Annotated in this window: 25 protein-coding genes and 3 pseudogenes; 7 read left to right on the top strand and 21 right to left on the bottom strand. The window is 57.1% G+C overall.

The features are described 5' to 3' along the window. The 10 genes from dinB to lafA form a co-directional block, all read right to left on the bottom strand. Window positions 1-437 (bottom strand): DNA polymerase IV (gene dinB, locus ENTHG_RS20400; RefSeq protein ID WP_044184254.1); only part of this gene is annotated, 437 nt, incomplete at its 3' end. A 74-nt stretch (window positions 438-511) separates the two neighbouring features. Further along, on the bottom strand, window positions 512-1,507 hold the full coding sequence (gene lafU / locus ENTHG_RS20395) for a putative lateral flagellar export/assembly protein LafU (RefSeq protein ID WP_044184251.1): 996 nt from the start codon (window positions 1,505-1,507) through the stop codon (window positions 512-514). Between the two features lie 2 nt (window positions 1,508-1,509). Next, window positions 1,510-2,373, bottom strand: a complete 864-nt coding sequence (gene motA / locus ENTHG_RS20390; RefSeq protein WP_044185137.1) for a flagellar motor stator protein MotA — start codon at window positions 2,371-2,373, stop codon at window positions 1,510-1,512. 28 nt (window positions 2,374-2,401) lie between these two features. Continuing rightward, the gene (locus ENTHG_RS20385; RefSeq protein WP_044184248.1) at window positions 2,402-3,118 is read right to left on the bottom strand and encodes a FliA/WhiG family RNA polymerase sigma factor; all 717 of its coding nucleotides are present in this window, start codon (window positions 3,116-3,118) and stop codon (window positions 2,402-2,404) included. Between the two features lie 20 nt (window positions 3,119-3,138). Next, window positions 3,139-3,603: a flagellar basal body-associated FliL family protein gene (locus tag ENTHG_RS20380; RefSeq protein WP_044184244.1), complete on the bottom strand. Its 465-nt coding sequence runs from the start codon at window positions 3,601-3,603 to the stop codon at window positions 3,139-3,141. A 5-nt stretch (window positions 3,604-3,608) separates the two neighbouring features. After that, on the bottom strand, window positions 3,609-4,754 hold the full coding sequence (locus tag ENTHG_RS20375; RefSeq protein ID WP_044184241.1) for a flagellar hook-length control protein FliK: 1,146 nt from the start codon (window positions 4,752-4,754) through the stop codon (window positions 3,609-3,611). Further along, window positions 4,751-5,068: a hypothetical protein gene (locus ENTHG_RS20370; RefSeq protein ID WP_044184238.1), complete on the bottom strand. Its 318-nt coding sequence runs from the start codon at window positions 5,066-5,068 to the stop codon at window positions 4,751-4,753. The genes ENTHG_RS20375 and ENTHG_RS20370 overlap by 4 nt, the downstream gene beginning before the upstream one ends. A gap of 4 nt (window positions 5,069-5,072) precedes the next feature. Then, window positions 5,073-5,465 carry a flagellar export chaperone FliS gene (gene fliS / locus ENTHG_RS20365; RefSeq protein ID WP_044184236.1) on the bottom strand — a complete coding sequence of 131 codons (393 nt, stop codon included), beginning with the start codon at window positions 5,463-5,465 and terminating at the stop codon, window positions 5,073-5,075. Window positions 5,466-5,497: 32 nt separating this feature from the next. After that, window positions 5,498-6,817: a flagellar filament capping protein FliD gene (fliD, locus tag ENTHG_RS20360; RefSeq protein ID WP_044185134.1), complete on the bottom strand. Its 1,320-nt coding sequence runs from the start codon at window positions 6,815-6,817 to the stop codon at window positions 5,498-5,500. Between the two features lie 192 nt (window positions 6,818-7,009). Beyond that, window positions 7,010-7,918, bottom strand: a complete 909-nt coding sequence (lafA, locus tag ENTHG_RS20355) for a lateral flagellin LafA (RefSeq protein ID WP_044184233.1) — start codon at window positions 7,916-7,918, stop codon at window positions 7,010-7,012. 465 nt (window positions 7,919-8,383) lie between these two features. On the opposite strand from lafA, the gene ENTHG_RS20350 reads away from it, so the two are divergent. Both ENTHG_RS20350 and ENTHG_RS20345 read left to right on the top strand, forming a co-directional pair. Then, entirely contained in the window at window positions 8,384-9,271 is an 888-nt protein-coding gene (locus ENTHG_RS20350; protein ID WP_044184230.1) for a winged helix-turn-helix domain-containing protein, read from the top strand. After that, a complete protein-coding gene (locus ENTHG_RS20345) occupies window positions 9,252-9,731 on the top strand; it encodes a hypothetical protein (protein ID WP_044184226.1) in 480 nt (159 codons plus the stop codon). The genes ENTHG_RS20350 and ENTHG_RS20345 overlap by 20 nt, the downstream gene beginning before the upstream one ends. Window positions 9,732-9,790: 59 nt before the next feature. On the opposite strand, the pseudogene ENTHG_RS20340 reads toward ENTHG_RS20345, so the two are convergent. The 7 genes and pseudogenes from ENTHG_RS20340 to ENTHG_RS20310 all read right to left on the bottom strand — a co-directional run bounded on the left by ENTHG_RS20340 (window position 9,791) and on the right by ENTHG_RS20310 (window position 15,322). Next, window positions 9,791-10,784, bottom strand: a pseudogene (locus ENTHG_RS20340) (flagellar hook-associated protein). A gap of 25 nt (window positions 10,785-10,809) precedes the next feature. Further along, complete coding sequence (gene flgL, locus ENTHG_RS20335) at window positions 10,810-11,739, bottom strand: flagellar hook-associated protein FlgL (RefSeq protein WP_044184223.1); 930 nt, start codon at window positions 11,737-11,739, stop codon at window positions 10,810-10,812. Window positions 11,740-11,751: 12 nt separating this feature from the next. After that, entirely contained in the window at window positions 11,752-13,128 is a 1,377-nt protein-coding gene (gene flgK, locus ENTHG_RS20330; protein ID WP_044184220.1) for a flagellar hook-associated protein FlgK, read from the bottom strand. Window positions 13,129-13,211: 83 nt separating this feature from the next. Continuing rightward, the gene (locus ENTHG_RS20325) at window positions 13,212-13,514 is read right to left on the bottom strand and encodes a rod-binding protein (protein ID WP_106403348.1); all 303 of its coding nucleotides are present in this window, start codon (window positions 13,512-13,514) and stop codon (window positions 13,212-13,214) included. An 8-nt stretch (window positions 13,515-13,522) separates the two neighbouring features. Beyond that, a complete protein-coding gene (locus tag ENTHG_RS20320) occupies window positions 13,523-14,659 on the bottom strand; it encodes a flagellar basal body P-ring protein FlgI (RefSeq protein WP_106403343.1) in 1,137 nt (378 codons plus the stop codon). Next, window positions 14,658-14,972 (bottom strand): annotated as a pseudogene (locus ENTHG_RS20315) (flagellar basal body protein); the annotation flags it as partial. The gene ENTHG_RS20320 and the pseudogene ENTHG_RS20315, both read right to left, overlap by 2 nt. A gap of 2 nt (window positions 14,973-14,974) precedes the next feature. Then, window positions 14,975-15,322, bottom strand: coding sequence for a flagellar basal body protein (locus tag ENTHG_RS20310; RefSeq protein WP_044185127.1), 348 nt, complete (start codon window positions 15,320-15,322; stop codon window positions 14,975-14,977). 82 nt (window positions 15,323-15,404) lie between these two features. Here ENTHG_RS20310 and flgA point away from each other — a divergent pair, with 82 nt between their 5' ends. From flgA to ENTHG_RS26340, 5 genes and pseudogenes are all read left to right on the top strand, one after another. After that, on the top strand, window positions 15,405-16,175 hold the full coding sequence (gene flgA, locus ENTHG_RS20305) for a flagellar basal body P-ring formation chaperone FlgA (RefSeq protein WP_044184214.1): 771 nt from the start codon (window positions 15,405-15,407) through the stop codon (window positions 16,173-16,175). Between the two features lie 92 nt (window positions 16,176-16,267). Further along, complete coding sequence (gene flgM, locus ENTHG_RS20300) at window positions 16,268-16,549, top strand: flagellar biosynthesis anti-sigma factor FlgM (RefSeq protein WP_044184213.1); 282 nt, start codon at window positions 16,268-16,270, stop codon at window positions 16,547-16,549. A gap of 12 nt (window positions 16,550-16,561) precedes the next feature. Further along, window positions 16,562-16,990 (top strand): flagellar protein FlgN, encoded by a 429-nt coding sequence (gene flgN, locus ENTHG_RS20295; RefSeq protein WP_044184210.1) that lies wholly within the window; start codon window positions 16,562-16,564, stop codon window positions 16,988-16,990. 129 nt (window positions 16,991-17,119) lie between these two features. Then, entirely contained in the window at window positions 17,120-18,064 is a 945-nt protein-coding gene (locus ENTHG_RS20290; protein WP_044184207.1) for a hypothetical protein, read from the top strand. A gap of 46 nt (window positions 18,065-18,110) precedes the next feature. Beyond that, window positions 18,111-20,564: pseudogene (locus ENTHG_RS26340) on the top strand (glycosyltransferase); the annotation flags it as partial. 240 nt (window positions 20,565-20,804) lie between these two features. On the opposite strand, the gene ENTHG_RS20280 reads toward ENTHG_RS26340, so the two are convergent. Genes ENTHG_RS20280 through fliH form a run of 4 tightly spaced genes read right to left on the bottom strand, consistent with a single transcriptional unit; the run spans window position 20,805 to window position 23,958 of the window. Beyond that, window positions 20,805-21,449 carry a glycosyltransferase family 25 protein gene (locus ENTHG_RS20280; protein ID WP_044184203.1) on the bottom strand — a complete coding sequence of 215 codons (645 nt, stop codon included), beginning with the start codon at window positions 21,447-21,449 and terminating at the stop codon, window positions 20,805-20,807. 25 nt (window positions 21,450-21,474) lie between these two features. After that, a complete protein-coding gene (gene fliJ / locus ENTHG_RS20275) occupies window positions 21,475-21,912 on the bottom strand; it encodes a flagellar export protein FliJ (RefSeq protein WP_044184200.1) in 438 nt (145 codons plus the stop codon). A gap of 2 nt (window positions 21,913-21,914) precedes the next feature. Continuing rightward, the gene (fliI, locus tag ENTHG_RS20270; protein WP_044184191.1) at window positions 21,915-23,255 is read right to left on the bottom strand and encodes a flagellar protein export ATPase FliI; all 1,341 of its coding nucleotides are present in this window, start codon (window positions 23,253-23,255) and stop codon (window positions 21,915-21,917) included. Continuing rightward, window positions 23,248-23,958, bottom strand: a complete 711-nt coding sequence (fliH, locus tag ENTHG_RS20265; RefSeq protein WP_044184188.1) for a flagellar assembly protein FliH — start codon at window positions 23,956-23,958, stop codon at window positions 23,248-23,250. The genes fliI and fliH overlap by 8 nt, the downstream gene beginning before the upstream one ends. Between the last annotated feature and the right edge of the window lie 3 nt (window positions 23,959-23,961).

The raw sequence follows: 23,961 nt of genomic DNA, 5'->3' as shown, positions 1-23,961 counted from the left end.
TTCACCGGCGCAATCCCGGCTGAGGCCGTGAGCTGCGTCTCCCGGAAGATGGTCTGGCGGATCTCCTGCGCCATCAGCGTGGCGGAGCCGTGGCAGTGCGGGCTGTTGGTCACGTCCAGGTAGGCTTCATCCAGCGACAGCGGCTCTATCAGGTGCGTATAGCGAGAGAAGATTTCACGAATATGGTTCGAGGCCTCTTTGTAGGCATCGAAACGGCCAGGCAACAGGGTCAGGTGCGGACAGAGCTTAAGGGCCATGGCGGTAGGCATCGCGCTGCGCACGCCATACTTGCGGGCGGGGTAATTGGCGGTGCTGATCACGCCGCGCTGCACCCGGCTGCCGCCGATAGCGATGGGAATATCACGCAGGGCGGGGTTGTCGCGCATTTCAACCGCTGCGAAAAAGCAGTCCATATCGACGTGTATGATTTTGCGCATCGCCCCCTCCTCTTACACTGGCTAAGTATACAGTGTTACTTATTATTGAAAAGGAGGCGATGGCCGGGATAACGCTAGCGCGCCGGGCGCGGATGTTGATGCAGTGAAGTCACCTGTTGTTCTTTATCCAGTTTACTGACCAGCGGCTGGACGATCTTCTCCCCGTGCTGGCCAAAATACTGATAGAGCGTATCGGAGGCGCTTTTGGTCAGCACCATGATTTCAATGCGCCGGTTGCCTGCCCCGGCGGGATTTTTTTCATCAAGCAGCATCTGGTCGGCCATTGCACTGACCTGCATGACTTTATCCTCCGGCATGCCCGCCTCTTCCAGCACCCGACGCGCCGAGAGCGCCCTGTCGCCAGAGAGGTTCCAGTTATTATAAACGTTGCTTTTGTAGCCCAGCGCATCGGTATGGCCGGTGATGATGATTTTGTTGTCCAGCGAATCAAAAACCGGCGCCAGTTCGACCAGCAAAGATTTAAAGAACGGCATGATCCGGGCGCTGCCGAGCTCAAACATATTGCGGTTCTGATCGTCTTTGATCAGTACCCGCAGCCCCTGCGGCACAATCTCCATTTCGAGATTGGTTTCCATATGCGCTTTGCGGGCGATGGCGTCGATATTGGTGGCGAGTTCCCCCAGTTCCGTGGCCGATTTTTTCTTCAGCAGCGCCCGCTTCTCATTAATGTCATGGACTTTTTTGGCCGTCTCAGCGGTAACCTGCGCCACCTCTTTCGGCACTGCGGGTTTATCCTGACGCGGCTGCTTGCCGCTTTTACTGTTGGTGGTCGGCGCAATCATTTTTGTGCCGATTTTATTTAACGGCGCGAGGCCGCCGCCGTTGAAGATCGACTGCCCGTGCAGCGCGGCGACTATGTTTTCGCGTTCGGATTTACTGACGCTGTTAACAATCCACAGCGTCATAAACAGCGCCATCATCGCCAGCGTAAAGTCGGCAAACGCCACTTTCCACGCGCCGCCATGATGGCCGCCGTGGTTCTTTTTAACCTGACGCCGGATAATAGTGGTGTTGCCACCACGATCGCGACGGTTAGCCCCTTTTCTCATGCTTATCCCTGCTCCAGCATCGCATTCACCCACGCGTCCAGGTTGGCGAAGGTTGGCTTAGAGGCCAGGTGCAGCAGCTTACGCCCCGCGTCCACCGCCAGCAGCGTCGGCTTGCCGCCCGCGTGGGCCACCAGCACCGTGCGCACGCATTCCAGCAGCGAGTGTTCCGCACGGGCCTGCTGTTCCATTGAGTTGGCCATCGGGTCCATCAGGCAGTAGCAGAAAAAGACGCCGAGAAAGGTGCCCACCAGCGCCGCCGCCACTTTCAGGCCGATCAGCGCAATGGAGCCGTCGATAGACTGCATGGTGATGATGATGCCAAGCACCGCCGCGCAGATACCGAAGCCCGGCATCGCTTCTGCGGTACGCTGTAGCGAGCGCGATGGCGTCAGCAGCTCCTCTTCGGCGGTATCCAGCTCCTGGTCGAGAATGCCTTCCAGTTCATGGGCATCGATTTTACCCATCGCCATCAGGCGGAAGTTGTCGGCGATAAACGTCACTAACCGTTTTTGCGTCAGCACCAGCGGGTATTTCTGGAAAATGGTGCTCTCTTCCGGCTGTTCGATATGCTGATCCAACATACGCAGGCCGCCGGTTTGCACCAGCTCCAGCAGTTCATACAGGCACATTAAAAGCTGGCGCTGAAACTCCGGCCCCAGCTGTTTTTTACTGACCACCCCTTTTAGCTGGTGGGCTATCTCTTTTAATACGTGTTTGGGGTTACCAATGATCATCGCCCCAAAACCCGCGCCAAGAATAATGACGATTTCCGCCGGTTGCCAGATGGCGATTAACTGCCCGCCCGCTTCAAAATAGCCGCCGAATACGCAGCCCAGTACTACCAGTAAACCTAAAATCTTTTGCATTGCATCCTCCGCATAGCCATTCGCGTTGTTAATCTGGATATAAACAATCACGAATCTTCTGCGTGATTTTTTTATTCATCTGACAAATTCGGGCCTCGGTTAGCCCTAATACCAGCGCGATCTCTTTTAAATTCATCTCGTGCTGGTAATACATTGAGAGAATCAGCCCCTCTTTTTCGCTCAGCTGCTGTAGAGCATGGCTGAGCATGTCCTGCGTCACGATCTGTTCTTCAAGCCTGCGCCCCTCCAGGTGCGCCACATGGCTTTCTCCGCTCAGCAGTTCATCCAGGCTGGCCAGCGCCTCCGCCCCCTCAAGCTGCTGGTATTCCAGGTATTCCTGCGCCGTTATTCCCCGTTGAGAAAGCTCTTCCCATGCGGGTTCGCGCCCAAGCGTTTTACGCGCGTCACGAATAAGGTCTTTGATTTGATGGTATTTTTGACGAAGCTGTCGGGGCCGCCAGTCAAGGCTGCGCAGCTCATCGAGGATGGCGCCGCGAATGCGCTGGGCGGCGTAGCCGCCGAACCCTTCATCCGGCATTCCGTAGCGCCGGATGGCATCCAGCAGGCCCATCAACGCCGTTTGCTCCATATCCTGCCGGTCCATCACGCAGGTGCACTGAGGCGCGAGCTGGCGCACCACTTTTCTCACCAGCGGCAGCCAGGCCTGTAAATAGTCGCTCTCCTGCTGGGGCGTAAGCGCGGGCGTTGCGCTAAACGCCTCAGACTCATAAACATCCTGTATCATCTGTGTACCTGGTATGTCGTTTACTGAAATACGACTTTTTTCACCAAAATATCCTTGTAGGGCGCGGTTATTTTGCGAAGCTTCAATTCACTTTTTAGCGCATCGGCAATCAGCTTTCTTATTTCCGCAATTTTCATTGAACGCACTTCTTCGTAATTCAGTTCTGAAAGACGCTCAACGGCAATGCTTTGATAAAGCGGCTCCTGCTGTTTAATTTTTTCTGATTCTTTGTCATTTGTTACCACCATGACCAGCTCCGCTGACATATAGTGATCGGCGCCGCTCTCATCATGCAGCGTGACAATGGTCTCCTGTAAAGAAACGAAGAGGTTGTTACTCTCGTCCATGCTCTCGTCGTCCACGGCATGCGCCGCGGTCGCTGTCTTTCCATTTCCCACGAAGTGATACACGCCCCACCCTGCCCCACCGCCAATAAACAGGGCAATGACGGAACTGATCACACTCGCTATAACAATTTTCTTCATCGCGTTTACACTTTGATCAGTACGGATTCTTTCTGTTGATATTGCGGTTCATCACCCAGCATTAAGGCTGACATCACCTCTTCCTGTTGACGACCTGACTGTTGTTGTTGCTGTTGCCCTCCCTCCGAGGAAACCTGAACATTGACCTCCATAAAGTTCTGCGCCGTCAGATGCAGCCGCAAATCCTCGCTGAACTGCTGCAGGGAGCGGCAGACATCACTCTGGCTGGCACCGATATGCACCGTCAGTTTTCCGGCATCAAGCTGTACGGCAATCTCAAGTTTGCCCAGCGATGGCGGATCCAGACGGATCGTGGACGTTTGCTGCTGCTGACCTAGCTGGAACTGGATGCGGTCTTTCAGCAGCGCCGTCAGTTTTTCACCCAGCTCATCTGCCGACATAACCGTCGGCGAGGCCGCATGCGCGGCAACCACGTTATGCCCGTTAAGCGGGCTCGCGGGCTGGGAGACCTGCGCCGTCACGTTAAGCAGGTTTTGCGTTTCGGCTGGCTGCTCCTGCGCCTGGGTAACGACGCGCTTCATCGCCGCCTGCGGGCGCACCACGCCGTGAGCGCTCTGCTTCACCCGCGCTTCGACGCGCTGGCTCACAGGCGTCGTCGGCGGCTCAGGGGCGATGGCGCGCAGATCCTCGGCGGAAAAGCGGGCCAGCGCCGCCTGCTGTGCAGGCGTGGCCTGCTCCTGCCCCTGCGGGTTAGCCTGGCGCAGCGAAGCCAGTAACCCCTGCGCCGCGGGCGACAGCGCCGGGCTGTGGGTCTGCGCCAGCGCTTGCTGAGGCGTGTCCCGGCGGGCGAGAGAAGACAGCACGCTTGCGCTGTGCAACGCCGCCAGCTTTTCAGGCAGCCCGGCCGCGGGCTGTTGGGCCGTATTTGCGGGCAATGCAGGCGCAGGCTGCGCCAGCAGCATGGCCATCAGCGCCTGCATTGCCGCCGGATCGCTCTCCTGGCGCTGCGCATCGCTGGCCTGACGCTGGCTGTGTCTGGCGCTTTGCAGCCGCGCGGCGACGTTTTCCGTCGCCATCTGCAGCAGTGAAAAGGGTTGCCCCTCCTGCCGGGTTGCCGCTGACGACACGGCGGCGGTATCCGGTGCGGCATCCGCCAGGACGCTGGTTGCGGCCAGTAGTACAGGGTTCATGCCTTCTCCGAAATTAAGTTAACCATCGAGTACGCCAGCACGCCCTCTGAAAGCTTTTGATGTTTATCCATGCGCGCTTTAAGCACTTCCGCGCGCTGCGTGCGGCGGGCGATCAGCGCGGCGAAGGCGGCGTGCAGCTTCTCTTTCACCACCCGCAGCTCCGCCTCTGAGGTTTCCGCTGCGGCATAGCTTTCAAACTGGCGCATTAACTGCTGGCGCAGCGCCGGAAGACGACGCCAGCGCTGCTTATCCAGCGCTTCGTTCATGGCGTCGATGAGGGCAAAAAGCGCCCGTTGCTGGCTCTCTCTTTCCATCACGTTAACCAAGTTTGCTCGACAGACCGTCCCACCCTTCGCGCAGGTTGGTCAGAATGAGGATCACTTCGTCGATCTTCTCCAGCGATAGCTCGCCGCTGGCCTCATACAGGCGGTAGACGCAGTGGTCATAAAGCCGGGAGAGATTGACCACCAGTTCACCGCCGGTTTCAAACTCCAGCGAACTGGTGAGCGCATTGAGGATGTCGATGCACTTATTGATGCTTTGCGCTTTTTTATCGAAGCGCTTGTGTTCGATATGGCTTTTGGCGCGTTCCAGTTCGTCCATCAGGCCGGAGAACAGCACCAGCACCAGTTCCAGCGGCGACGCCGCCGCCGTGCGTGCCGCCAGATCGATCTCTTTGTATTGCGAATAACCATCCTGCGTGTCGTACATACTTCCGTCTGCCTTTTTACTTAATCCGTTGCTTACATAAACGCGGCCATGCTGGTTTGCATGGTGTACACCTCGATTAAGGTATTGGTGTACTCCTCCACATAGCGTTCGTAGTTGTTGTTGTAGGTTTCCGTCAGCTGATCGGCTTCATCCTGAATTTTGTCCTGCTGATCGTCGATGGTTTGCTGGCGTAGGGTGAGGATGCCGTTGCTGGAGTCGAGATAGCTGTCCATCAGGTCATCCATCTGCGCGACCATGCTGTCTTCGCCGACGAAAATGGCGCTCAGACCGTCCGGGTTCTCTTCCATCGCCTCGTTGAACTGGTCGGAGTCGATCTGCAAGTGGCCGTTGGAGTCGAGAGTAATGCCGTAATCCACGATGGAGACGTCGCCATAGGTGGCGTGGGCGATATCATCCAGCTGGTTGGCCAGCGATTTAAGCCCGGAGTCGCCAGCAAACACGCCCGCGCTGGAGGTTTCGCTACCGCTGGTGGTTAATGAATCTACGGTGTCGACCAGCGTGTTGTAGGCGTCGACAAAGGTCTGCACTTTGGCCTGGCTGGCGCTGGAGTCCTCCGCCACGGTGAAGGTGGTCAGGTCGTCGTCGTCGTCGGAAACCTCAGAAAAAGTGAGGGTGACGCCGGGAATCACGTCATCAAAAGTATTGGTGCTGTTGGTAATAGTCGGCCCGGTTGCGCCGCCAAGATGAATAACGGCATCCTGGGCTGCGGTCATTTCCGTCAGCGTCGGCCCGGTGGATGACGTGTCCGTGGTGGTACTGTGCCCTTCGACATTGACGCTAAAGGCGCTCTGCGCCCCGGTCGTGTCCGAGGTGAGCATAATCGTGGTCGCGCCATCGGTCTTAACCAGCGCCGCAGAGACGCCGGGGTTATCGTCGGCGTCGTTAATGGCGTTGACCAGTTCGCTGGCGTCGATAAAGCCGTCGCCATCCCCTTCGTCATCGGCGGCGGCGAGGTCAATATCCATGGTGCTGTCGCCCATGGTCAGCGAAAAGGTGCCGGTCGCGGAGAAGGTATCGTCGTTCAGGTCAAACGTTGACTGCTGCGCCTGCGCCAGCTGACCGACATAAAAAGAGTAGGTGCCCGCCTGCGCCTGGGAGTTAGCGGTAATGGTCGCGGAGTCATTATTGCTGGTCGCCGAAAAGGTGACCGGGCCATCGGTTTCGCTGTTCAACCCGTCAATGGCGCTCTGAAAATCGTTCAGCGCCGAGCTAAGGGAATCCAGCGCGGCGCTCTCTGCATCCAGCTCCGACTGTTTTTGTTGCAGATTGGTCGCCTGGGTGGCGACATCCGCATAGGCTATTTCTTGCGCAATAGTTCTTGGATTGATCATCTGAGACTCCGTCAACGTTGCGAGAACAAAAGCAATAAGCATGCCAATTATTTTATTGATATAAATCAGCAAGTTATTAACCGGAAGGAAAAGCATTTTCCTCTGGCGAGGAAGGTTTCCGGCGCGCGCCGGGAAAAGCACAACACCGCCTGCTGGCGGTGTTGCGAATGGCGAAGACTCGCCGGGCAGACATTACTGCAGCAGGCTGGATACCATGCTGGACATGCTGTTGGACTGTTTCAGCATGGTGATACCGGTCTGCATCAGCACCTGCTGTTTGGTCATGTTGGACGCTTCTGTCGCATAGTCGGTATCCATGATGTTACCGATAGCCACCTCAGTGTTGTCCTGCATGCTGGTCAGGTTGTTGGCGGTGTCGTTCAGACGGTTGATAGACGCACCCAGTTTGGACTGGATTTTGGACACGTCGTCCATCGCGGTGGAGATGGTGGTGATCATATCGTTGGCAGAGCCGGAGGCGGTCAGTTCGGTGTTGCCAGAAGCGGTGGCGCCACTGACGCCCTGATCCATTTTAAAGGAGTTGCTGACATCAGACAGATCGTCAACCAGGTCGCCCAGCTGGCTGGAGATATCGACGGTCATGGTGTCGGAGGATTCCGCGCCAACCTGGAAGGTCACACCGCTCTGGAACAGACCGTCTTTACCGGTGTTGCTGGTGCCGGAAACCCCGAACAGGTTGGTGCCGCCGTAGGTGGTGTTCTGCAGCATATCGGACATCTGCTGGCCCAGCTCGTCGTATTCATCCTGCATTGCCTGCAGGTCGTCTTCGCTGTAGGTGCCGTTCGATGCCTGAGTTGCAAGGTCTTTCATGCGGCCCAGCACGTCGGACATTTCATCGAACATGCTGTCTGCGGTCTGCAGCATTGCGGTCGCATCCTGAATGTTGCTCTGCGCAACGGCCATGCCGCTGGACTGCGCGGTCAGGCGGTTAGCAATCTGTTTGCCTGCGGCGTCATCGGCAGAAGAGTTGATGCGGTTACCGGTGGCCAGACGCTCCATAGAAGTAGAGAGCGAAGCGTTGCTTTTGTTGATAGCGTTAACGGCTGCCATTGAGGCGTTGTTTGTATTAATAGATAACATGGTCCTGCTCCTTAGGAATACTCGTTGTTTGTTTCTACACTCTGTAAAAACGACAGCCTGATGCGAAAACTTAAAGCGACAACGAAAAAAATTTTCCTGGCACGGTTGTGACGGCAGATGCAATAAAAAAGTACTTTAGATCCAGATCAAAAAAAACCTTATAAAAAGATTATTAGTAATATTCCAATGCTTAAAAAAGTTGATAAAAAGATGAAGCATAATTTACTGATAACCTTAAGTAGATCCTTAAGACATGCACTTATTAAAAAATGCTACTGGAAAATTAATTTACATTCAGTTGCAAAAGCGGCGTATTTTTGTATTGTAGCAGGTCAGGGCTTTCGCTACATTTGCCCTCCATTTTAGTCACGCTAATGTATTGGCAAAAATAAAAATGCCCGCTTTCAGGCCACAGCACAAATAATCACACACGTTCATTAAGGATAGTGCACAGGTAACCAGACCATGAGTATTGTAGTCAACAACTGGCGAATGGATTCGTCGCTCAATGCCTTGATTCATTGTGAAACAGGCGAAACACGTCGCCTGGGCGAATACCATTTTATTTTGTTAGAAATATTAGCTAAGAATGCCGATACGGTGATGTCCCGCGCTTTTCTGATGTCAGAGGTGTGGAAGAACCGGGTCGTCGGCGGCAATAGTCTGCCTACCGCGATTCATGCGCTGCGCGTCGCCATTGATGATGATGGCAAGCAGCAGGAAATTATCAAAACGGTGCCGAAAAAAGGGTATCTGTTTAATAAAAGTTATCTGACTTTTGTTGAAGACGCGGTGGAAAACGCGCCGCCCGAAGAGGCGCCGCTGCCGGTGGTTGAGACCTCAGCACCAGCGCCCGCTTTGCCGGAGCCGGAGAGCGTCATCACCCCGTCCGCCCCGCCTGCAAGCCATCGTCGCCGTAACGCTCTGCTGGCGCTCTGTGCCTTAGCGTGCGTAGCGGGCAGCGTCTTTTTCGCTTTACCCCGCTTCACGTCTCAGGCCGCTGTGGATGTACCGCAGCTGGTAAAAGAGAACGTCAAGGATGCCAGCCGCATTGCCCTTTTTCACTTTTATCACTCCCCTGCCGAGCAGGCGCAGCCCTCGACATTTTCACGCCATATTAGCCCTGCCCTGCATCAGGTTAACGCGCTATTAGCGACGCATAATGCAACGATGGACCTCTATTACAAGGCTTCGCTGCAAAAACTGTCGCTGGATATCCTGCTCAATTCGTCTTGCGATAAAAGCACGCAGCTGGCGCTGAATTTTTCCAACTGGCAAAACAAAGATAAAGAGCTGAACGCTATTATGTTTCAGGAAGTGGAGAAAATGTTAAATGAAATGCCGTCTTGCTAATAAATATTTATCCAGCTTCGCACTTATTGCATTAATGTCATGCTCTTCGCTGGCCAGAGCGGAAATTGAATCGACGGTAATGGCAAATTACGATCTGTCGACGGGGAAAAACACCCATTATCAAATGGTGGTCAGTAACCCGGGCGATGAGCCTGTCGTGACGGTGCGCCCGCTGGGCGGCAATAATAATTCGCCCTCCGTATTTAAAGTTTCCGCCTGTACCGACCGTCATGCAGGCACGGCCCGCCAGGGAATATTTAAATTCAGCCAGGCCGATACCGATAAGACCGATGAGTTGTTATCCAGTATTGGTTCTTACGTTAATGAAAATAATATGCGGACGTGGTGGATTCACCTGAACGAGAAACAGAACCTGGTCTTTAACCAGGATCTTGGCGGCCTGGTGATCCTCGATCCCAATGCCTTTGGCCTTATCGTCCGCAATTGTAAAACCCATTAACCCCGCCAGCGTGAGGTAGCCCGGATAAGGCAACGCCGCATCCGGGAACGCCAGCGGCGCTAGCGCAACAGGCTGCGCACCGTCTGGCCCGAGAGCCGCGCCTGACCATTTACCGCCTGCATCAACACCTGATAATTATGATTGGCGTTGTCCAGCACGCCGCCCAGCGTTTTTGACGCCTGCACCGCGCTTTCCGTCTGCGGAAAACGGGCCATGCCGTCAATAAGCTGGCGGGCCTTCTCCTGCTGCGTCGCCATCTGCGCGCGTCTGTCGCCAATGGCATCCAGCGCCTGCTGTACGCCGTCTGCGGATGGCGCGCCCTGGCGTACGCCCTGCAAAAGTTCATCGGCCAGCGACGGTTCGGCAAAGGTTTTTATGGGGGTAAAGGCGGCGGGTTTCGCGCCCTCCTCATGGACGCTCAACGTCTGCGCGATCTGCGGCCACTGCGCTTCGGCGGCGGAAAACGCCATCACGCCCTGGCTTGCGTGGGTCTGAATGCCGATACGGCGCAGGGCGTTGCTCATCTGCACCTGATACTGGCCGTCGTCAGTATCGTCGCTCACCGCCACGGCGGAAAGCCGGGTCTGCCTGCCGTCAAAGATACTGAACATCCGGGTGCCCGCCGCTTTGCGTTCTACCGTCTGCGCCAGCTCCGGGGCATGAAACGTCACCCTCGCCTCCCCCTGTAGAACCGGTTTTAGCTGGCGGTCAACCGCGCCGCCGGAAAGGGTGGTGCGCTTCTCCAGCGTCTGGATAAGCGCCGCGCTTTTCTCCTGTAGCCCCTGGCCGCCGCGCCGCGTGCCGGTAATCCAGCAGCTGCTGCTCAAGCTGGCCCAGGTAGTGATCCGCCTGCTGTAGCGTGGTGATCTGGTCGTTAAGCTGTACGCTATAGCGTTGTGGCCGCGTGGCGATCAGCGGGGAGGCCGGATAGTCGCTCGCCGTAACGGGCGACTTCTGATGAACAGGGGCGTTTTGCGCCACCGCCTGTTGCTGTACCGACGCATTATGGGCTCCGCTTGCGGAGAGGGACGTTGTGTTTAAACCAACCTGCATACTGTTCCTGACTGAACGCCGCCTGTTAAAGCACGCTAAAGAGATTTAACTCACTCACCTTCGAGTATGTTTTTAAAGTCGCTTCCATCGCCACTTCCAGACCGGTAAAGGTAATGGAAGCGGGGCCGTAATCCAGATCGCTTAGCGAGCCGATGAGCTGGTCGTTCGAGGTAGCAATGTCTGTCTGCGCGCCGCTCAGCATCGACATGGTGTTTTGCGTCTCGCCCAGCGAGGCGATAGAGGCGTTCAGCGAATCCGACGCCGTGTCGACCACATCAATAGCGCTGGCGATATCGCTCTGCACCTGCGGGTCCGCCGGATCGACTGACGGGTCCTGCAACGCCTGCGACAGGGTGTTGAGCGTGTTCAGCACGTCAAGGCTGCTGCCGAAAAAGTCGCTCACCGCCACGTTGGTATCCACCTCAACGCCGTTGGAGACCGTGCTCTGACGATGATCGCTGTTCCCCTGGTAAACGTAGCTATCGGTGACGCCGTCGCCGTCATCATCCATCGCCACAATCGGCGGCTGGTCGTTAACGGTGCCGCCAAAGACGTAGTGGCCGTCTTCGTCCTGGTAATTGAGCGCCGCGACCATTGCGTCGGTCAGGGATTGCAACTCCTGCCCAAGGCTTGACAGCGACTCGGCGGTATTGGTGCCGTTGGCCGCTTCCAGCAGGTCGTCGCGCGCGGAAAGCAGATCGTTATTGACGCCATCCAGAATGGATTCCTGCTGGCTCATGCCGGCCGAGGCGGCATCAATATTGCTCTGGTACTGGTCGATCGCCGCCTGCTGGCGGTTAAGCTGGGTAATACGGGTGGAGGCGATAGGATCGTCCGACGGCAGCAAAATGCTTTTGCCGGTCGCCATCTGGGTGACCACGTGCGCCAGATCGTTTGAGAGATCGTTAAAGCTCCGGGTCATGGAAACATAAGATTGTTGGGCGGTAACGCGCATAGTGCTCTCCGGTTAGCTACACATCTCCAGCACAGAGTCGAAAATCTCCGCGCCGGCTGAAATGACTTTCAGGTTGGCCTCATAAATCTGCTGATAGGTAATAAGGTTCACCGCTTCTTCGTCCATGCTGACGCCGCTGACGCTGCTCTGCTGGTTCTGCGCTTCGGAATAGACATTCGACGCCGCCTGGGCCTCGGTCTGGTTCTGCTGGCTGTAAATGCCGATGTCGCTGATGATCGACGAGCAGGCCGCGCCGACGGTGACGTCGCCGAGGTTGGCAATCGACAGCGGTTCGGTAGAGATGTTTATCAGCGCCTGCAGATTGTCGCTGTTGCCGCTCTCATCCGGCGAGCTGGAGAAGGCCAGCTCATCGGCGGTGATATCGGGGTTAACGGTCAGCGGGCCGTCTGAGTCATTGGCATCGTAGATAAACAGCGGCTCGCCGGGGTTACCGTTAAGGTCGTACCCCTGCGCAAGCTGGCCGTTCACCGCGTCGGCGAACTGCGAGGCGATGCTGTTGATGGTATCGGAAAGCGGCGTCAGCACCTGGTTCTGGTAATCAAACAGCGCCCCCAGCGAACCGCCGGTATCGGTGGTCATGGAGGAGGTCGTGCCCGCGAAGGTCAGCGACATGCTCTGCGTGCCGTCAGGGTTGCTTTCCAGCGCGATGGTCGAACACTGCTGGCCGCTGACTAACGGCTGGCCGTTCTGTAGCGTGACGTTATAGTTGCCCTCGTCATCGATATTGACCTGCACATCCATCATGCCGCTCAGCTGTTCAACCATCTGGTCACGGGCGTCATACAGGGCGGAGGCGTTGTCGCCGTTGGCTTCGGCCTGGGCAATCTGCTGGTTATAGCTGGCGATACCGCTGGTCAGGGTGTTGATTTGCGCCACCATCGCCTGCTCCTGGCTTACAATTTCACTGCTTTGGGAGGAGACGTAATCCAGGGTGTTGTCGATACGCAGCGCCAGCGCGCTGGATTCGCTCAGCACCTGCTCGCGCAGGGCCGAATCATCCGGGCTGGTGGTGGCCTCGTTCAGGGCGGCGAAAAAGTTGTCAAAGCCGCCGCTCAGGCTGCTGTTTTCATCGCTGAGCACCGTTTCCAACTGGGTCAGATACTCCTGCTGCGTACTGTAGTAGCCGTAATCGCTGGCGGCATACCAGACCTGGTTGACCTGGTACTGGTTAGAGACCCGGCGGATGCTGTCTACCTGCACGCCGTTGCCCGCGCTGTTCGACGAGCCGCCGCTGGCGCCGATGCTGCTAATTACCGCCACCTGGCGGGTGTAGCCATCGGTCATCGCATTGGCGGTATTCTGCGCCGTAACGTTTAGCTCCACCTGCGCCGTAGAAGCGCCGCTGTAGCCAATGTTAATCATATCCATTAAAAAATCCTTGCCGGTCTGTCGTTATCAACCATGCAGCTTAAAAGCGGCGAAAAGCGACGGCTTCTTAAGCCGCCGCCGCGTTACGCTTTGTGATGGGGTGAAAGCTGTTTAACCAGCATCGCCGCAATGCCGATACCGTGGTGCTGTGCCAGGGTGTTACAAAGCTGGTCATCATAAAAGCCCTGCATCATGCGCACCGAGTCGCTGTTAAACGGATTGTCTTTAGAATCAAAGATCTCATTGGTTTTCCGCATCTCCTTGAGCATATTGCGCAGGAAGATAGCTTCGAACTGCTCCGCTGCTTTTTGCAGGTCGTTATCTTTGATTTCCGGCCCCATTAAGGCATCGTGGCCAGACGTTCCGCCGCTGCGGTTGATGTGGATATCTGCCATTAGATCACCTCCAGGTCGGCATCGAGAGCGCCTGCTTGATGCAGCGCCTGTAAAATAGACATGATGTCATCCGGCGTGGCCCCCAGGCTGTTAAGCGCGTTGACCAGCGTTTTCAGGCTGCTCGACTCCGGCAGGCTGATCATCCCCGGACGGGCGTGGTTCACCGAAATATTGCTCTGCGGCGTTACGGCGGTGCGCCCGCCAGCGAAGGCGTTGGGCTGGCTGACATTGCTGGTTTCGCTGATGGAAACCGTCAGGCTGCCGTGGGAAACCGCCGCCGCGTGCAGTACGACGCCGTCGCCCATCACCACCGTGCCGGTGCGCGAATTAAAGACGACGCGGGCGCGTACCCGCTCGGCCTGCACCTGCACATCATCAAGCTGCGACATAAACGCCACGCGAGCGCCGGGGCTGGTTGGCGCGCGAACGGTCACGCTGGTGGAGCTTTGCGCGGTGGCGATACCGCCAAACGCGGCGTTAATCGCTCCGGCGATATTGTTGGCGTCTTTAAACGACGGGCGCTTGAGATTGAGGGTGATGGTGTCGCCCATCTGAAAGTCGCTGGGAATTTCACGCTCAACCGTCGCGCCGTTGGGGATAAGCCCCGCCGTTGGGGTGTTGACGGTAACGCTGGAGCCGCTGGCGCCGGTGGCGTTCATCCCGCCGACCACCACGCTGCCCTGCGCCAGGGCATACACTTCGCCATCCGCGCCGTGCAGCTGCGTCAGCAGCAGGGTGCCGCCGCGCAGGCTTTTCGCATCGCCAATGGAGGAGACGGTCACGTCAATGGTCTGCCCGCGCGAATACATCGGCGGCAGTACGGCGCTGACCGCCACCGCCGCCACGTTCTTCACCTTCGGGTCGATTTTGGCGGGTAGCTGCACGCCGAACTGGCGCAGCATGTTGGTAATGGTCTGGTTGGTGAACTTGACCTGGTTTTTATCGCCGGTGCCGTCCAGCCCGACCACCAGACTGTAGCCCACCAGCTGGTTCTCCCTCACCCCCTGGACATTCACCAGCGACTCAAGGGACTGCGCCTGCGCCATGCCGGGCAGCGCCAGCGTGAAGGCGATAGCGACGCCGTAAAACGCCTGCCGCCAGCGCCCGCGTATGTGTTGCATGTCAGACTCCTGCATTAAATCGGGAATACCAGACGTAGCCGTTGCCGTCGGCCATCGGGTGGTGAGGTTCATAGCGCTTTATCGCGCCGCCGCTTTGCAACACATCCTCAACCTGGACGCTGGCACCGTCGATAGCGTGCTGATGATGAGCGCCGATCAGGCTGTTGTTGTAAACCGCAGCGAAAACCGGGCTGCGGGCTTTATAGGCCTGCGCTTCGCTGTGGGCAGGCGCCTCTGCGTTGGCAAGATTACTGGCGACGGTGTTCAGGCGGATGGTTTGCGCCGTCATCGCCGAGCCGGAAATCTGATAAATATCCGAAAACGACATTGTTATTTCCCTTCAATCGCTTCTCTGATCCCGCTGATTTGCAGGTTTAGAAAGGCCAGACTGCTTTGATAATCCATACTATTTTGCGAAAACCGCGCCTGTTCGGTATTCAGCTCGACGGTATTGCCATCTTTTGCAGGCTGCATCGGCACGCGGTATTTCACGTCCACTTCGGGCATGACATTTGTCCGGCTTGCCCGTTGCATCTCAGCGGCAAAATCAATATCTTTAGCCTTGAAATTTGGCGTATCGACGTTCGCCAGGTTCGCAGTCAGTAGCTCGGTCCTCTCAAGACGTAACTTCACTGCCTGCGGATGTACCCCCAACGCCTGCTGAAAACTGATTCCCATTCTTTCCATCACTCCTGCATTGATCCTGCGGTTATAAGCAATAACCATGCCAATTATTAAGCAGTTGATAAGAAAGGATTTTATGAGATCACTTTTCACTCGGCGGAAAACCTTTTTCCGCATGGCCGTTACGCTGGCGTTCGCATCAACACCCGCCCTGACGGCGTTTGCCGCCACGCAGCCGGTGCAGCACAGCGCCCGCGAGCAGATCAACGCGCTGGTACTGAGCGCCGCCAGCCGGCAAATCGACGCGCTGGCGCAGAAGGCCCGCTGGCATGACTACCGCTACACCTTCAATGTCTTTATCCCTTCGGCCGTGGCCAACGACCCGCTCTGCCCTTCTGCGCCACGCATCAACGCGGCGTCTCCCGCGCAGACGGCGCTCAGCCGGATGAATTTTGAGGTGAACTGCCCCGGCAACGGAGGCTGGAAGGTGAATGTGTCGGTACGCCCGGACGTTTACGTCCCGGTGGTGATGCCAAAATCACTGATTCAGCGCGATACGGTTATTAGCGCCGACGATGTGCAGCTCAAAAAATATGACATCAGCAGCGGGCGCGGCGAACTGCTGATGGACCTCAGCGATGTGGTCGGCCTGACCAGCAAGCGTACCCTGCAGCCCGGAAAACCCCTGACCCGCGCCCAGCTACAGGAGCCGTTGCTGGTGAAACGCGACCAGCCGGTCACCATCGTCACCCATATGGGCGGGATCACCGCCTCAATGCCCGGCGTGGCGCTGAAAAACGGCCGTAAGGGCGAGGTAATCAAAATCCGCAACGCCACCAGCCAGCGCATTATCAGCGGCGTGGTGGACGACAGCGGCGTGGTCACCACGCTCACCAGCGTGCAATAAGGCGAATATTGCCTGGGCGGCTTAAGTTTTCGCCCGGCACGGCCGCTTTTGTTGATTAACAGAGACAGCCAGACGCGAAACACGAGGTTGATATGAAGATAACGCCGACAGTGGCCGGCAGCCGCCCGGCCTCAACGTCCAGTGGGACACAACGCGCCGCGAAAGCGTCGGTCGTAAGCAGCAGCGCAGCCCCCGCCACCGCCGATGAGGTAACCCAGGCGGGTTTACAGGCCGCGCAGCAAAGCCTGAACGACGCCCGGAGCGAGGTCGACTATGACAAAGTCGCGCAGATGCAGGCCGCGCTCTCTGCGGGCACGCTGAGCGTTGATCCCGACCAGCTTGCGGGCGACATGCTCAATTTTTTCCGCCAGTAAGAGGCCAGCGAAGTGAGTACCAGGCTTGAGCAGGTGAAAGCGTTGCTTTCCGGGATCCGCGAAGACAACACGCATTATGACGCTCTGCGGGCGCTGCTGGAGCAGCAGCGCCTGTGCATGATCCGCCGCGCCAGCGACGAACTGCTGGCGGTGAATGACACCATCCAGCAGCACTATGAAACGCTCAACCGCAGCAGCCAGCAGCGGCGCGACCTGCTGCTGCAGCTTGGCGTAAGCGTTAACGCCGCCGGGATTGACGAGGTGCTGAGCTGGCTGCCGGCAGCGCAAAAAAACGCCGCCCGACGCTGGTGGCGCGATCTGGAACAAAAAGCGGAGCGCTGCAAAGCGTGGAATGAAAAAAACGGCGACCTGCTGATTCGCCAGTATGAGTTTATTCAGGCTTTTTTAGGCACCGAACCCAATTTTATCTACCAGCCGTGAGGCTTCCCGCTGAGGGGAAGCGCGTTTTCCTCTGTCGTCATAAGTTATTGAAAAGTATGCAGACCAGAGACGGCATGCAAATTGCTTAGTCTTCGCCAGCTAACCATACCGGGATTGTTGAGAAACGAAATGAGTACCATCGAATGTTATGAGCCGGACTTCGTCCGCGCGTTTTTATCCCGCAGCCCTGGCTCTCCCCTGCATGCCCGAAAGGCATGGCAACATGAAGTTCGCCATAGTCTGCTGCTGACGGAGGCCGACTGCTGCGAAACCGCCCTCGGCGATCCCCATGCCTTTACGCTCCACGTTAGCGAGTGCGAGGCCGAGGCGGAAAGCCTGCCGCTCACCCGCCGCGAGCAGGCGCTGAACCAGGCGGCGCTTAACTGCGTCACCCTGCCCGGCCTGCCGCCGGAGCAGCGCCTGTATGCGCTGGGGATCATGCTCTCCTACAGCAAAAAGTTGCCCGGCGACAGTGACCAGACCCTTGCGCAAGTCGCTTCGCTGCCGGACGTTCTGGAAGGCTACGCGCTGGATGGCGAATTGCAGGCGCAGTTTGCCAGCCTGCCCCCGGTTTTGCAGCTTCAACGCCAGCTGATTACTCTGCTGGGCAGTATCGGTTTTGACTGGCAGATCCTGCCCGACAGCGCACGAAAAATCAGCCTGCCGCTGCAGGTAGCTATGCTATCCCTGCAGGATGCGAACAGCGAAGCGCTATTGCAGGAGCAGTTGCAGGCGAACTGGCACCGAACCCACCAGCAGTACTTCGCCCCGCAGGCGTGGGTTTTCAGCAACTATCTGATTTATCGCCTCTACCACGATATGTTTCCCCAGCACCAGGGGGCGTCTGTCGGCCAGCGTTACTTTGAACTGACGACCGACTTCTTTCTTATCCGCACCCTGTTCAGCCTCTGGACCCTCGACGGCTCGCCGCTGAACCCTGCGGAGATTTTTGCGACGTTTGCGCTGTTTGAACGCTGGCGGCTCGGCGACGCCGCTGCCGCCCTTCGTCAGCAGATCCAGGCGCTGCTGCCCGGCGATGTCATGCTGTCCGCGTTTTCCTTATTGACTCCTTAGTGTCCTTTTGCCGGGCCGCAACCCGGCTTTTTTTGTGAAACTCACCATGTCCAAATCCCATACCGCGCATCCTGCCTCAACAGCTATTGTTAAGACGCTGGAGACCGGCCGCGAAAAACCCTTTGTCAGCGTCGTCACTCCAACCTGGAACCGCAGCGCCTTTCTGCCGTGGCTGCTCTATATGTTCCGCTATCAGGATTACCCGGCGGACCGCCGTGAACTGGTTATTCTCGACGACTCGCCCCAGAGCCATCTGCCGGTCATTGAGCGGCTGACCCAGGGCAACCCGCAGGCGTTCAACATTCGTTATATCCACCATCCAGAACGGCTGGCGCTGGGTAGAAAGCGCAACATGCTCAATGAACTGGCGGTGGGCGAGTACATTCTGTGCATGGATGACGACGACTACTACCCGGCGGATAAAATCTCCTGGACCATCGCCATGATGCAGCAGCACCGGGCGCTGATCTCCGGCTCCGATCAGATCCCCATCTGGTACAGCCATATCAACCGCCTCTTTAAGACTCGCAGCTTCGGCCCGCAAAATATTCTTAACGGCACCTTCTGCTATCACCGTAATTACCTGCGCAAACACCGCTACGACGATGACTGCAATCTGAGTGAAGAGGCGGGCTTTACCAATAAGTTCACCGCCAATCCGCTCCAGCTGCCCGGCGAGCGCACGATTTTGTGCGTTTCCCACAGCCAGAACACCTTTGATAAAGATTTCGTGCTGGGCGCCAGCGAACCACTTGATACCACGCTTGACCAGATCGTTACCGATCCGCTGCTGCGCAACTGGTATCTGAGCCTGCATAACGCGACGCACCACCGGCCGGTGCAGTGGGATATTGTCGATCAGGCCATTATCATTAACCTCGACAAGCGCCCGGATCGCCTGAGCCAGATCCAGCAGGAGCTATTGCAGCTGAAATTCCCGGCGGAAAAGATCACCCGCCTGGCCGCCAGTGAAGAGAACGATGGTCGCCTGGGCCGACGCCGGTCCCACCTGCGGGCGCTTGAGCTGGCGCAGCAGCAGGGCTGGCGCAACTATCTGCTGCTGGAAGATGACGCGGTGATCCTCAAGCAGGAGAAGCACATCAATGTGCTGAACCGGCTTCTGAACGGGCTGGCGAAATTACCCTGGGAGGTGGTGATCCTGGGCGGTGAGGTTAAGCAGGGGACGGTGCTAAAAAGCCTGAACGGGATGATTCACGCCCGCGACTGCCAGAAGGTGTGCGCTTATCTGGTGAATAGCGCCTACTACGCCACCCTGGCGCAGCAGATGCAGCGTGACCCCTGCGACACCCCTGAAGGCCAGTGGCAACCGCTGCTGCGCGAGGGGAAATGGCTGGCCTGCTATCCGAGTCTCAGCTACCAGCGGGCGGGTTATAGCGATATTGAACACTGCATAACAGATAATATCGGCGCTTATTTTAATAAAATCACGCCCAAATCCGCCCCGCTTCCTGAGACACCTGTCAGCGGCGACGAAACGCTATGCTTTTATATGGAAACCATAGAAAACGCCAGGTTCTACAGCAGGATAATCAATGCCCTGCCCGCGCAGGAACAGAAGGAGATTCTGATCCTCACCCCCTGGACACATATCAAAAATTACAGCGAAACGGCCAACCCCCTCTGCCGCCACCATCTGGTGCTGGATAGCGAAAAAATCCCGCTGGCGGAGAATATGAAAAAGGCCAAAGCCGCGCTATTTAACGCCATCGATAATGACATCAAACATAGCCGGGAGTATCTGGTACAAAAAACCGCCTATGAAAAGTGCTGGTCGGTCTATTTAGCCATACTGGGTAATATCATGCGCACGGGCATTCTCAAGAACATCAAAAAGATAGTGATGTGTTCGGGGAATGGCCTGGCGGAGAAGCCGGTGTCGCTTTTCTGTAAAATCAATAATATCGATACCGATTATATTGAGCTGGCGAATTTCCCGAATAAAGTGTTCATTGATACGCAGGGGTCGAATGCGCTCTCCAGACTGGCGGCAGACCCGGCTATTCTGCAACGTTTGCCCGCGGTGGATGAACTGTTTCATCGCCGCTGGATGGTCGACTATGAACGTGAAAAGAGAAACCCGCCGCTGCAGGCGCTGAATAACCCCTGCGCCGGGCTTATCAACAAAGCCTCGACGGCTAAGATCCTCGCCAGCGGCAAAGATTACCTCTTCCTGCCGCTCCAGGTTTCCTATGATACCCAGCTGTGGATTAACGCCGATCTCCGCAATGAAGAGGCGATTAAGCATGCCTGCGCAGCAGCGAAAAAGTCCAGTATCCCCCTGGTGGTCAAAATCCATCCGGCGGAAACCCAGCTAGGGGAAATCAAACAGATTGTTCAACTTCAGCAACGGTATCGTTTCCTGATCAGCAATGAAAATACGCTCGATTTAATCAAGGGCGCCAGCAAGGTGATCACCATCAACTCCACGGTGGGTTTGGAAGCACTGCTTTATAAAAAGCCGCTGGAAATACTGGGACGCTGCTTTTACAAAAACCTGAGCTATGAAGAGGTGAAAAAATACATCCATCACTATCTGTTTACCGGCATCGAAACCCGCGCGCAGGAGCCGGTGCCAACCGATATCGCCAGACAGTTTCTCAACCACAGCGCTAAGCTTGAGGAATATTGGCTGTCGTAAGTGGTGGATTATAAGGTGGAGCCGGGATTCCCGGATGCGGCTTCGCCTTATCCGGGCTACAAACAGACACCGCGGCGTGATTTACTTAAAAAACAGCTTCTTATAATCAACAAATTTATTTTCGATATCGCTGCGGTCCGGCGTCTGATAGCCAATATTGGGATAAACACCCAGCCAACAGTCCCGCTCCATCAGGCTTTGCCAGTAAACATCGAGCGCAAATTTATGCTGCAAGTTGGTTTGCTGGAGAAACGCTAATCCCTGTTTGTAATTGTCTAATAACGCAGAAAAATAGGTGCTATTAACGAGATAGGCGCAGGCGCACCAGGCTTTATTCGCCCTGACGATATAGTCGATATGTTTAAACGGCGTAAAAGCGGCATAATTGGCCGCAAGGAAAGCGACCGTCCACGGAACCCGGCCAAGCGCGGTAAGGAATTTATTGGTGCGGGCAACGGCGTCGCTGTCCTGAACAAACGCGATGTCATCCTCCAGAATAAGCACGTTGCGCCACTGCGCTTTTATCGCCATTTCGAGCACGGCAATGTGCGATTGCGTACAGCCGATATAGCCAGGCTGCGCTTCAATGGCCTCAAAGCGAACTATTTTTTCTGGCTCAACGCCAACACACTGGAGCTGTTTTTTAATGCGATAATTACGGTCGCTCCGCCGTTTCAGATTGATATACACAACTTTATCAATGTAACTCCAGTCTATGGTGCTCATCGCCAGGCTCTTGTCTCAAGTCAAATCACGTTAAATTCTTTTGCCGCAGCCAGCAGCGGGTCGCTATTTCATCCACCGCTTTCTGCTCTTTGGTGTCGGCGTCGTACTGCATGGCATGGCGCTTTTCGTCGAGGGTCATGGCAACCACCTTCTCCTTACAGGCGGCGGCGACGAGGTTTTTTTGCAGTCGCCCCTCTTTGATTTTCGCCAGCGTCTTTTCCTGCTCCTGCCAGGCAATCACTTTGCGCAGCGTGCCCTTATAGCCGGAGACGTTTTTCAGGGATTCGACGCAGGGGGCGTCGGTTCCGGCGGAGGTTTTCTGGACAAGGTAGCCCAGCGCCTTGATGTTGTTCTCGTAGCCGACGCAGATCTGCTGCTGCTTTGCCAGCTGCGCCGTCATATCCTTCACCGCTTTGTCCCGCAGGCGCTGCAGCTGCGCCAGGGTATCAATGATTTGCCGCATCGTTATTTACCTTCGCTTTTTCTTCCGGCCGGAAACAGGCTTTGCAGACGGCTGAGCACCAGCTCCAGGGAGGCGGGTTCGCTGACCTCCTGGCGCAGAAAGCGCTCAATCGCCGGGTAGAGTTTGACAGCTTTATCGACGCCTGCATCGGCGCCCGCCACATAGCCGCCGAGGGGAATCAACGGTTTGATCTCCATCCAGGTGGCGTAGTTCTGCTTAAGCAAACGGGCGGCCTGCTGATGTTCGCGGCTGGTGACCTGGGTCATACAGCGGCTAATCGACTGGCCGATATCAATGGCCGGATAGTGCCCCGCCTCCGCCAGCTTGCGGGTCAGGACGATGTGGCCGTCGAGTACCGCGCGCGCGCAGTCGACGATGGGGTCCTGCTGGTCGTCCCCTTCCGCCAGCACCGTGTAAATCGCGGTCATTGAGCCTTCGCTTTCGCTGTTGCCCGCGCTCTCCACCAGCCGTGGGATCATGCCGAAGGCCGACGGCGGATAGCCTTTGGTGGCGGGCGGTTCCCCCAGCGACAGGGCGATTTCCCGCTGCGCCATCGCATAGCGGGTCAGAGAGTCCACCAGCAGCAGCACGTGATGGCTGCGGTCGCGGAACCAGGCGGCGATGGAGTGGCAAAGTTCGGTGGCTTTCAGGCGCATCAGCGGCGATTCGTCCGCCGGGGCGGCGACAATGATCGACTTCGCCAGCCCTTCGGCCCCCAGCGAGTGGTCAATTAACTCTTTTACCTCCCGGCCACGCTCGCCGATCAGTCCCACCACCACGATATCGGCTTTGGTCTGGCGGGTGATCATCCCCAGCAGCACGCTCTTGCCGACGCCGCTGCCCGCCATCAGCCCCACGCGCTGACCTTTGCCGATGGTCAGCAGGCCGTTAATCGCCTTTACCCCTACGTCCAGCGGCTCCTCTACCGCCCGGCGGGTGAGCGGGTTGATGGACGGCGCCTGCGGGGGCAGGACGTCATTGCCGCTCAGGCGGCCTTTGCCATCCAGCGGCTCGCCAAGGCCGTTCACGACCCTGCCCAGCCAGCTGTCGCTAATCAGGATCTCTTGCGCTTTCTCTTCCGGAAAGACCCGCGCCCCGGCCATCAGGCCAACGGGGTGTTTAAAGGGCATCAGGTAGGTGATGTCCCGGTTAAAGCCCACCGCCTGGGCGTCTATCAGGGTGCGATCGGCGCTTTCGACCCGGCACAGCTGGCCGGTGACCAGCGGGCAGCCAACGCTCTCCAGCAGGATACCGTTCAGGCGCACCAGCCGCCCGGCGACGCGGGCCAGCGGGATCGACTCGATGGAACGCAGCGCGTTATCAAAGAGCGAAAAGTCACTCACTCTGCGCCTCCGGCGCCAGCGTCTCTTGCAGCGCGGTCATGCACTGCTCAAGGCGGTGTTCGCAGCCGATATCCAGTTCCGATTTATCGGTAATCACCCGACACTCCCCGGCCTGCAGGTCGGGCGAAGGCGTCAGCCCCCACTCGCTGACCTTCTCCGGCGCGGCGTTTTTAATGCGGTTGAACTCTTCGTTGCTCAGCAGCACCTGGAGTGATTCCGGGGTAGCGGGCAGCGCCGAGAGCGCCTCTTCCACCAGCGACAGCAGCTGCGTCGGCTGGAGCGCCAGTTCGCAGCGAATCACCTGGCGGGTGACTTTCTCCACCAGCTGCAGCAGATCTTCCCGCTGTTTACGCTGAATGTGCGCCAGGTAGTCATTCACTTTGCCGGAGATGGCCTCCAGCGGCTGGGCGGCCAGCTCAAACGTTTTACGCCCCTCCTGCTGCCCGGCCAGGCTGCCTTCGGTGTAACCTTTACGGCGTCCTTCGTCGAAGCCTTTTTGCAGCCCCTCCTGAAAGCCCTGTTCGTGACCTTCGCCCATCCCCTGCTCGAAGCCTTTTTGCAGCCCCTCCTGGAAGCCTTCCATCAGCTGACGCTGATACTCCGCAGGGGACATACCAGGCGAAAGCTGTTCGCTCTGCATGGCCCGCTGACGCGGGGGAAAACGGTGCAGGCGGTAGCGGCCGCGCAATGTTTCGATCGCCATAGG

Source organism: Phytobacter massiliensis JC163 (assembly GCF_000321045.1).
Classification (GTDB): Bacteria; Pseudomonadota; Gammaproteobacteria; order Enterobacterales; family Enterobacteriaceae; genus Phytobacter_A; species Phytobacter_A massiliensis.
This window is presented reverse-complemented; position numbering and strand designations above follow the sequence as displayed.

What these genes read in the sequence shown, in the direction of transcription:
- lafA (WP_044184233.1), bottom strand. Translation starts at nt 7,918, where the DNA reads ATGTTATCTATTAATACAAACAACGCCTCAATGGCAGCCGTTAACGCT.
- ENTHG_RS20280 (WP_044184203.1), bottom strand. Translation starts at nt 21,449, where the DNA reads ATGAGCACCATAGACTGGAGTTACATTGATAAAGTTGTGTATATCAAT.
- fliS (WP_044184236.1), bottom strand. Translation starts at nt 5,465, where the DNA reads ATGTACGACACGCAGGATGGTTATTCGCAATACAAAGAGATCGATCTG.
- ENTHG_RS20375 (WP_044184241.1), bottom strand. Translation starts at nt 4,754, where the DNA reads ATGAACCCTGTACTACTGGCCGCAACCAGCGTCCTGGCGGATGCCGCA.
- ENTHG_RS20350 (WP_044184230.1), top strand. Translation starts at nt 8,384, where the DNA reads ATGAGTATTGTAGTCAACAACTGGCGAATGGATTCGTCGCTCAATGCC.
- fliJ (WP_044184200.1), bottom strand. Translation starts at nt 21,912, where the DNA reads ATGCGGCAAATCATTGATACCCTGGCGCAGCTGCAGCGCCTGCGGGAC.
- ENTHG_RS20290 (WP_044184207.1), top strand. Translation starts at nt 17,120, where the DNA reads ATGAGTACCATCGAATGTTATGAGCCGGACTTCGTCCGCGCGTTTTTA.
- fliD (WP_044185134.1), bottom strand. Translation starts at nt 6,817, where the DNA reads ATGATCAATCCAAGAACTATTGCGCAAGAAATAGCCTATGCGGATGTC.
- lafU (WP_044184251.1), bottom strand. Translation starts at nt 1,507, where the DNA reads ATGAGAAAAGGGGCTAACCGTCGCGATCGTGGTGGCAACACCACTATT.
- motA (WP_044185137.1), bottom strand. Translation starts at nt 2,373, where the DNA reads ATGCAAAAGATTTTAGGTTTACTGGTAGTACTGGGCTGCGTATTCGGC.
- ENTHG_RS20385 (WP_044184248.1), bottom strand. Translation starts at nt 3,118, where the DNA reads ATGATACAGGATGTTTATGAGTCTGAGGCGTTTAGCGCAACGCCCGCG.
- flgA (WP_044184214.1), top strand. Translation starts at nt 15,405, where the DNA reads ATGAGATCACTTTTCACTCGGCGGAAAACCTTTTTCCGCATGGCCGTT.
- ENTHG_RS20370 (WP_044184238.1), bottom strand. Translation starts at nt 5,068, where the DNA reads ATGGAAAGAGAGAGCCAGCAACGGGCGCTTTTTGCCCTCATCGACGCC.
- ENTHG_RS20380 (WP_044184244.1), bottom strand. Translation starts at nt 3,603, where the DNA reads ATGAAGAAAATTGTTATAGCGAGTGTGATCAGTTCCGTCATTGCCCTG.
- ENTHG_RS20310 (WP_044185127.1), bottom strand. Translation starts at nt 15,322, where the DNA reads ATGGGAATCAGTTTTCAGCAGGCGTTGGGGGTACATCCGCAGGCAGTG.
- flgK (WP_044184220.1), bottom strand. Translation starts at nt 13,128, where the DNA reads ATGGATATGATTAACATTGGCTACAGCGGCGCTTCTACGGCGCAGGTG.
- fliH (WP_044184188.1), bottom strand. Translation starts at nt 23,958, where the DNA reads ATGGCGATCGAAACATTGCGCGGCCGCTACCGCCTGCACCGTTTTCCC.
- flgM (WP_044184213.1), top strand. Translation starts at nt 16,268, where the DNA reads ATGAAGATAACGCCGACAGTGGCCGGCAGCCGCCCGGCCTCAACGTCC.
- ENTHG_RS20320 (WP_106403343.1), bottom strand. Translation starts at nt 14,659, where the DNA reads ATGCAGGAGTCTGACATGCAACACATACGCGGGCGCTGGCGGCAGGCG.
- flgL (WP_044184223.1), bottom strand. Translation starts at nt 11,739, where the DNA reads ATGCGCGTTACCGCCCAACAATCTTATGTTTCCATGACCCGGAGCTTT.
- ENTHG_RS20345 (WP_044184226.1), top strand. Translation starts at nt 9,252, where the DNA reads ATGAAATGCCGTCTTGCTAATAAATATTTATCCAGCTTCGCACTTATT.